Raw genomic sequence first — 7,779 nt, forward strand, 5'->3', positions numbered from 1 at the left:
CTCTCGACCAATCGGCGTCAAACGGGCATTCTTGTGAATGTTCATCCGGTCCCTCCTTGGACACTGAAGCTTCGCAACCTCAGCATCCTCGGTCCGGACCGGATGGACAACCTAATGAAAGCTCACAGCTAGCGCCGTCCGACCTTCGCCGGCCTTGAATGGCCGCGCAAAAAGGTGCCTAATCGTCTCATGCGCACACTGTTTCTCATCATCGGTGTCATCGCCCTGCTGGTCGGCTTGGTCTGGACCGGCCAGGGCGCCGGCCTCATCCAGTGGCCGGCCCAGAGCTTCATGATCAACCAGTCGCAGTGGATGTGGTACGGCGCCTCGACCGCGTTCGGCGGGCTGTTGCTGATCTTCATTTCGCGACGGTCGTAGCCGCCGGACGCGTCGACCATGGCGCCGAAATCAACGTTGACGGCTCGCCAATTGGAAGCACTCGGGGCGCCGCGTCTGGCCGAACTGCTGTTGGAGATCACCGCCAACGACGCTCCGGCGAAACGGCGGCTCAAGCTGGAGATCACGGCCCTCACCTCGCCGAAGGCGGTCGCCGGCGAAATCGGCAAGAGGCTGGGCCAGATCGCCCGCGCGCAAAGCATGCTGGAGGGGCCCAAAGTCAAGGAACTCGCCGCGGACCTGGAGACGCAACGTCGCACGATTATCGACCATGTCGCCGCCAATGATCCCGCGGCGGCACAGGATCTGATGTGGCAGTTGGTCGACATGGCCGACGATGTCTTGCAGCGCAGCGACGACAGCAACGGACGCCTGTTCCCGATCTTCGTCGATGCGATCCGCGATCTCGGGCCGCTCGCAAAAGCCGCACAGTCAGATCCGATTGCCTTGGCCGAACGAGCTTTCAAGGCACTCGAACAGAGCCCCTACAGCATGGAGGAGGATCTGATCGAGTCGCTTGGCCCGGTGCTCGGGAGCGCCGGTCTGGACCATCTGAAACAACGGCTGATCGAGCTGTCCAAACAGCCTGTGCAAGTGCCTCCCGACCAAGACCGAACGGTGATCGGTTTGGGATCAGGGGGCCCGATCTACCTCGATCAGATCATGTGCTCCCGCCGTGAACGGATGATCGCCGCGAGCCTCCGAACCATCGCCGACGTCCAGGGCGACGTCGACTCCTACATTGCCCAGTACAGCATCGAAGCGCGGAAGAGTCCCGGCATTGCCGCGGAGCTCGCACGGCGGCTGCTGGCGGCCGGTCGCGCCGACGAGGCACTGCGGATCGTGGACGATGCCAAATCGCATCCATCCAGATTTCCCAATTTCGACTGGGAGGATGCGCGGATCGAAGTCCTCGACGCACTGGGCCGGCACGACCACGCGCAGACCGCGCGGTGGTCGTGCTTCGAGCGGTTCCTGAGCGTCGAGCATCTGCGCGCTTATCTCAAACGCCTACCGGATTTCGACGACGTCGAAGCCGAACGACGCGCGCTGGACTATGTCGAGCGGTTCGATCATGTGCTGCCGGCTCTGGCCTTTCTCGTGGCATGGCCCGCGCTGGATCGCGCCGCCGGACTGGTGACCCGGCGCGCGAGAGAACTCGACGGCAATCACTACGAACTTCTTTCCCCGGCAGCCGATGCGCTCGCCGGCAAATATCCGCTCGCCGCGACGCTGGCGCTGCGGGCGATGATCGACTTCACCTTGATCCAGGGCCGCTCAGCCCGCTACCGCCATGCCGCGCGGCATCTGTTGGAATGCGAGAGCCTGTCCGGCGCGATCTCGGACTTCGGCGGCTTCGACAGCCACGTCACCTACAAGACTCGCCTGCGAGCGGAGCACGGCCGCAAGACCGGCTTCTGGAGCCTTCTCTCGTGAGACGGGACCGGCGCGGCGACGTCGCAACTACTTCCGAAACGTCTTGATCTCCGACACGCTGCCGTCGCGATAAGTCAGCTCCACCGAGACCGACGTCACGTTCGGTGCCAGCTTCAGATACGGCTGCGCGCTGCTCGGAATCGCCACCGGATCGCGCATGTCGCAGGGCGGCATCTTCAGCACCTCGTCGGGCACCGCGCTGTCGATGCCGATCCGCGCCTCGCGGATCGCGCAGCGATACGACATCAGATGCGTGTAGTAGACCAGGAGGCCGTTGAACTCGCGGAACGACAGCCAGCTCGTCGCGGTCATGTCGAGGATCTTGCGCTGGTCGCGCAGCAGCGCCGCCTCCGGCTCGAACTTGATCGGAAACGGCCCCTGCATCTCGCCCTGGGCGTCGATATAGCGCAGCTCGATGGTGCCGGCCGGCGCGTCGGCGGGAAGCTGGATCGACGGGTTCGGCATCCGCTTGCGGGTACGCGGATCGAGCGCGTCCATGAAGCCGGTTTCGCGGAACGCGCCCTCGCCCATTCGCCACGAGATGCCGAGCGTCGGATCGGCGATCGAGAACGACACCGTCCAGCCGCCATTGTGCCGGGAGAAGCTTGCGATCGGCGCGTTCAGCGCTTCCGAGGCCGGCGGCTGCAGCGGGGCGACCGGCGGCAGCGCGGCCATCTTCTGCTGCGGTTCGGCCGCTGCAACGTTCGGCTGCGGCCGCCCGTTCAGAAACACGTCGTCGACCATCTGGTCGAAGTAGACCGGCACCTGCTTGTGACCGATCTGATCGGCCAGCTCGCTGACGGTGCGGCGGGTGCGCTGCGCCACTTGCACCAGGTTCTCGCCTGGATCGAGCAACTGCTTGACGAAGACGCGAGTGAACACCGAGTTCGGATTGCTGTCATTGTCCGACAGCCGATCGAGCGCGGTCTGCCGCGGGCCGGCCGAGAAGATCGAGAACACCCCTTCGGGCAGCGTGGTCATCGGCGCCAGCCCGCCGCGGCCGGCCAGCGCGCGCACGCCGCGGCGTTCGAACGGATTGTTGCGGCAGGCGTCGAGCACCAGGATCGCGGTGCGGGCGCCGCGGTTCTGCAGCCGGTCGACGATGCGGTCGGCCATGATCGAGGCGTCGCGCACCAGTTCTTCCTGGCCCTCGGTCGCGGCCGGCACGTCGGTCGGCAGCAGGAAGTTCTGCCCGGAGATCTCGAAGCCGTGGCCGGCGTAGAAGAAGAACGCGGTGTCGCCGGGCTCGATCGCCGTGTCGAACGCCAGAAGACTCTGGCTGAAGGCGGAGCGGGTCTGGTTTTCCGCCACCATCACCTGGAAGCCGAGCCTCTTCAGCGCGTCACCTATGGTTCGCGCATCATTCACCGCCTTCTGCAGTTTCGGCACATTGCGGTAGTCGTCATTTCCGATCACCAGCGCGACACGCTTGGCGGCCGATGCGGAGCCGGCGAAGAGCAGCGTCAGAACAATCGTGATCGCAGTCAGCGCCGCACCTGACCGCCGCATGCCGGCCCTTCCGATCGATCGCATTCCAGTCCCTCGACGCGCTGCGGCCGGATCGCGCCGCATGCGCCATAGTCGACCAGAACGCGGACATGGTTCAACCGAAAAGGGCCGCGAGCAGCGGCCACGATCAGGCCCTCGGCGCAGACATTGGGATGCGGCGCCGAGGGCATTTCATCGCGACGACGAGAACGCTACGCGTGCATTATGCGGCGCGGACGGTCTCGAGGAACTTGCCGACTTCCATCTTGAGCCGGTTGCTGTCGTTGGCGAGCGACCGCGCCGCCGACAACACCTGGGTGGAGGCTGACCCGGTTTCATTGGCGCCGCGCTGGACATCGACCACGCTGGCGGACACCTGTTGAGTGCCTTGCGCAGCCTGCTGGACGTTGCGCGAGATCTCCTGCGTCGCCGCCCCCTGCTCTTCGACGGCGGAGGCGATCGTCGAGGCGATCTCCGACATCTTCGAGATGGTGGCGCCGATCTCGCGGATCGCGCTCACCGAGTCTTGGGTTGCGGTCTGGATGCTGCCGATCTGCTGGCTGATCTCGCCGGTGGCCTTGGCGGTCTGTTCGGCCAGCGCCTTCACTTCCGACGCCACCACGGCGAAGCCACGACCGGCCTCACCGGCGCGGGCCGCTTCGATGGTGGCATTGAGCGCCAGCAGATTGGTCTGACCGGCGATGGTGTTGATCAGTTCGACCACGTCGCCGATCCGCGTTGCGGCCTGCGACAATTCCCCGACGCGCTCGTTGGTGCGCTGGGCCTGCGTTACCGCCTCATGGGCGATGCGAGCGGAATCCTGAACCTGACGACTGATCTCCGTGACCGACGAGGCCATCTCCTCGGTCGCCGACGCCACCGACTGGACGTTCGCCGACGCCTGTTCGGAGGCCGCAGCGACCGACGTCGTGACTTCCTGCGCGCGCTGCGCGCTCGAGGTCAGCGTGGTTGCAGATGCTTCCAGTTCGGTCGAGGCCGAGGACACCGCCTGAATCACCTCGCCCACCGCCGCCTCGAAGTGATGCGCGAGCTTCTCCATCTCCTGCTTGCGCTGCGCCGCAACGACACGGTCCTGATCGGCCTTGCTCGCCGCCTCCTGCCTGGCCTTTTCGGCGAGCATCAGCTTGATGCCTTCGACCGCGTTGGCGGTCTGGCCGATTTCATCGCCGCGCTCGGTGCCCGACACCTCGATGTCCTCGCCGCGAGCCATCGCCTGCAGATCCCCGACGAGCCGACCGATCGGACGCGCGATCCCGAATTGCACGATCACGAACGCCAGTGCCAGCACTGCGAGGAACCCGCCACCGACCAGCAACACCGTCAGCTTGATCGTGCGCGCGACATCGGCGGACGCAGAATGCGATCGTTCGCTCAGATCCTTGTCGAGTCGCGTGGTGATCGAGAACTGCACGTCACGCACGGCCTGGTTGTCATGCGCCATGTCCTTGACGAGGCGAAGCGCCAAAACGTTGTCGTTGGCCATTGCAGCTTTCTCGAGCGGGATGTACTTCTTCGTCATCATATCGTCGAACATCCGGCCGATGCGATCGAAGTCGGCTGCGAAGATCGGCAATCCCTTTTTCGCCTGTGCGACGAATTCGGTGAATTCCTTTTGGTTGGTCGCGACCTCCAGACCGAGACGCTGCATCTCAGCCTGGTCGGTTTCTGCGATGATCCGCCAGGTCAGGCGCCCGATATTGTACAGGCGGGCGTTGGCACGGAAGTTCGCCTTCATGCCCTGCACTTCGTTTTCGAGCATCGATGCGTAGCTGCGCTCGATCTCTCCCATCTTCGAAGCGGCGAACCAGACGCCGGCGCCCACCACCACACTGAGCAATATGAAACACGCGATGATCTTGTAGAGCAGTTTGACGTTCGAAAGCTGCATGGCAGATACCCCCCAGCAAGAATGCACCGACGCGCGACACCGCACGCTCGATCAATTGGCCGATGTTGTTAGCGCCGACCGCGCCGGCTTCGGCTAGACTCGCGCCCCCGCGATGGCCGCGAGATACGCAAATCGATCGAACCGATCAGCATTCGGACGAAGGTGTCCCCGCACACACAACATCGATGATTGTCCGTATCAGGCGGCCGCTAATCGCGGGTAAGTACAAATTCGGTCAGTTAGGACAAAACCAGGAGACGGGTCGACAACGCCGGCACAACGATCGAAATAGTCGGAGCAAACCACCGGAGATCAGCGTGAGCTCGAGATGAAGTCGAAAGTCGTCGTTTCAGATTCAACACAGGAGTTGCTGCAGGATTTCCCGCTGGTACGGAGTCGCGATCCGGTGGAAGCGAGGGACATCTTGCGGCGCTACGGCGTCGACATGACCACCTCGAAGCCGAGCGACTTCTTCATGCGAACCAACCTCGCCGAACTTCCGCATATCGGTTTGTACTTCCTCCACAGCTCCGGAGCGACCCGGCTGCTGATACCGAAGCGGGAGATCGCCCTAGTGCAGCTTTGCCTGGAGGGCAACGCGCAGCTCTCGAGCGGCCAGCACCGCGTCGAACTGTCGCAAGGAGAAGCTTGTATCTGTTCGCCCGGCACCAGCGCCCAACTGGAATTCGGGCGAAACTCGCGACAATTGCTGCTGCGATTGCCGCAGCGCGTACTCGAACGCTCGATCGCATCGCTGCTCGGTTTCAAGCCGCGCCAACCGATCCTGTTCGACCCGGTGATCGCCAACGACCAACCGCGCTATCTCGGTTTCAGAGACCTCACGACGCTACTCGCATCGCGACTCGATGCGAAGTTCTCGGTCTGGCCGAGAAACGTCCTGCTGCATCTGGAGCAATCCTGCATCACTGCCCTGCTGTATTGCAGCCGGCACAATCTCGCGCACCTGCTCGATACCGCCGTGAACGACGATGTGCCGCGCTACGTGCGCACCGCGGAGCACTTTGTCGACAGCCGCTGCGACGAGGACATCAGCGTCGAGGACATGGCGCGTGTTGCGGGGGTGAGCATCTCGACACTCACACGCGCGTTTCTCAAGCACCGCGGCTACTCGCCCTCGGCCTACGTCAAGCGGGCAAAACTCCAGCACGCCAAGAGGCTGCTGGAGAGCGGCGCCGCCAGTACGTTGATCGGGGTCGCACTGCGCTGCGGCTTCGCCAATCCAAGTCGCTTCGCCCAGGACTATCGCGACGCGTTCGGGGAATCGCCGACCGAAACACTGCGTCGATGCCGACCCGGGCGGGATCCCGACGCGCAGAAACATTAAGCCTTTGCAGCCGTTTCATGCGCGGGCGCATTGACTTTGGCCGATTCCGGCCTATGTTCCGGCCGTGATGCGGCCCGGCATTGCGTCAAGCGATGCCCCGATTGAGCCGCCTGTCCGTGATCCGACTTCCCCGTGCAAGATTGCTAGCCGCTCCGGGGTTGAGCGCGACAGTGGTTTTTCTAAGAATCCATGCGGCGGTTCGATCAAGTGGCGTGATCCCGAGTTCCGGCCGAAGGCACTAGGATCAGGCCGCGCCCCCGACAACAGAGGCTCGATGTCTTTTACCAATCTGGGACTTTCCACGAAGGTCCAAGCCGCCGTCGCCGCCGCCGGTTACGTTTCGCCCACCCCGATTCAGCAGCAGGCGATCCCCCACGTCCTTGCCCGCAGAGACGTCCTCGGGATCGCGCAGACCGGCACCGGCAAGACCGCCGCCTTCGTGCTGCCGATGCTGACGCTACTGGAAAAGGGGCGTGCCCGCGCCCGCATGCCCCGCACCCTGATTCTCGAACCGACCCGCGAACTGGCAGCCCAGGTCAAAGAGCAGTTCGACAAATACGGCGCCGGCCAGAAACTCAACGTCGCCCTTTTGATCGGCGGCGTTTCGTTCGGAGACCAGGATCTCAAACTGACCCGCGGGGTCGACGTCCTGATCGCTACGCCGGGACGCCTGCTCGACCATACCGAACGCGGCGGCCTGCTGCTGACCGGCGTCGAGATGCTGGTGATCGACGAAGCCGACCGCATGCTCGACATGGGCTTCATTCCGGACATCGAGCGGATCTGCAAACTGGTCCCGTTCACGCGGCAGACGCTGTTCTTCACCGCGACGATGCCGACCGAAATTCGGCGGATCACCGAAACCTTCCTGCACAATCCCGAAAAGATCGAAGTCAGCAAACCCGCCTCGACGGCGGTCACCGTGACACAGTCGCAGGTCCCATGCGGACGCGAACCTCACGAGAAGCGCGAGACGCTGCGACACCTGATCCGCGGCGCCACCGATCTGAAGAACGCCATCATCATCTGTAACCGCAAGCGAGAAGTCGCACTGCTCGCCCGGTCGCTCCAGCGCCACGGTTTCAGCGTCGGCGCGCTGCACGGCGACATGGACCAGACCGCCCGAATGGCCGCGCTGGAAGCCTTCCGCAAGGGCGAGCTGCCGATCCTGGTCGCTTCCGATGTCGCCGCCCGCGGTCTCTGT

At 64.0% G+C, this 7,779-nt stretch carries 6 protein-coding genes; 4 read left to right on the forward strand and 2 right to left on the reverse strand.

Annotated elements, in window-relative coordinates:
* The first annotated feature begins 189 nt into the window (after window positions 1-189).
* Both DU475_RS22225 and DU475_RS22230 read left to right on the forward strand, forming a co-directional pair.
* Window positions 190-378, forward strand: a complete 189-nt coding sequence (locus tag DU475_RS22225; RefSeq protein ID WP_041807345.1) for a hypothetical protein — start codon at window positions 190-192, stop codon at window positions 376-378.
* 18 nt (window positions 379-396) lie between these two features.
* Entirely contained in the window at window positions 397-1,833 is a 1,437-nt protein-coding gene (locus tag DU475_RS22230) for a DUF6880 family protein (RefSeq protein WP_164633347.1), read from the forward strand.
* A gap of 27 nt (window positions 1,834-1,860) precedes the next feature.
* Here the strand turns inward: DU475_RS22230 and DU475_RS22235 are convergent, their stop codons facing one another.
* Together DU475_RS22235 and DU475_RS22240 are read right to left on the reverse strand one after the other, a co-directional pair.
* Complete coding sequence (locus DU475_RS22235) at window positions 1,861-3,366, reverse strand: caspase family protein (protein ID WP_164633348.1); 1,506 nt, start codon at window positions 3,364-3,366, stop codon at window positions 1,861-1,863.
* A 178-nt stretch (window positions 3,367-3,544) separates the two neighbouring features.
* A complete protein-coding gene (locus DU475_RS22240; protein ID WP_142882614.1) occupies window positions 3,545-5,230 on the reverse strand; it encodes a methyl-accepting chemotaxis protein in 1,686 nt (561 codons plus the stop codon).
* A gap of 328 nt (window positions 5,231-5,558) precedes the next feature.
* Here DU475_RS22240 and DU475_RS22245 point away from each other — a divergent pair, with 328 nt between their 5' ends.
* Complete coding sequence (locus DU475_RS22245) at window positions 5,559-6,575, forward strand: AraC family transcriptional regulator (protein WP_142882613.1); 1,017 nt, start codon at window positions 5,559-5,561, stop codon at window positions 6,573-6,575.
* A gap of 274 nt (window positions 6,576-6,849) precedes the next feature.
* A partial coding sequence (locus tag DU475_RS22250) for a DEAD/DEAH box helicase (protein WP_164633349.1) occupies window positions 6,850-7,779 on the forward strand: 930 nt, incomplete at its 3' end.

Origin of the sequence: Rhodopseudomonas sp. WA056 (assembly GCF_010906995.1) — a bacterium.
GTDB lineage: Bacteria > Pseudomonadota > Alphaproteobacteria > Rhizobiales > Xanthobacteraceae > Rhodopseudomonas > Rhodopseudomonas palustris_G.

Coding starts and splice junctions, on each gene's coding strand:
- DU475_RS22225 (WP_041807345.1), top strand. CDS start 190: ATGCGCACACTGTTTCTCATCATCGGTGTCATCGCCCTGCTGGTCGGC.
- DU475_RS22230 (WP_164633347.1), top strand. CDS start 397: ATGGCGCCGAAATCAACGTTGACGGCTCGCCAATTGGAAGCACTCGGG.
- DU475_RS22235 (WP_164633348.1), bottom strand. CDS start 3,366: ATGCGATCGATCGGAAGGGCCGGCATGCGGCGGTCAGGTGCGGCGCTG.
- DU475_RS22240 (WP_142882614.1), bottom strand. CDS start 5,230: ATGCAGCTTTCGAACGTCAAACTGCTCTACAAGATCATCGCGTGTTTC.
- DU475_RS22245 (WP_142882613.1), top strand. CDS start 5,559: ATGAAGTCGAAAGTCGTCGTTTCAGATTCAACACAGGAGTTGCTGCAG.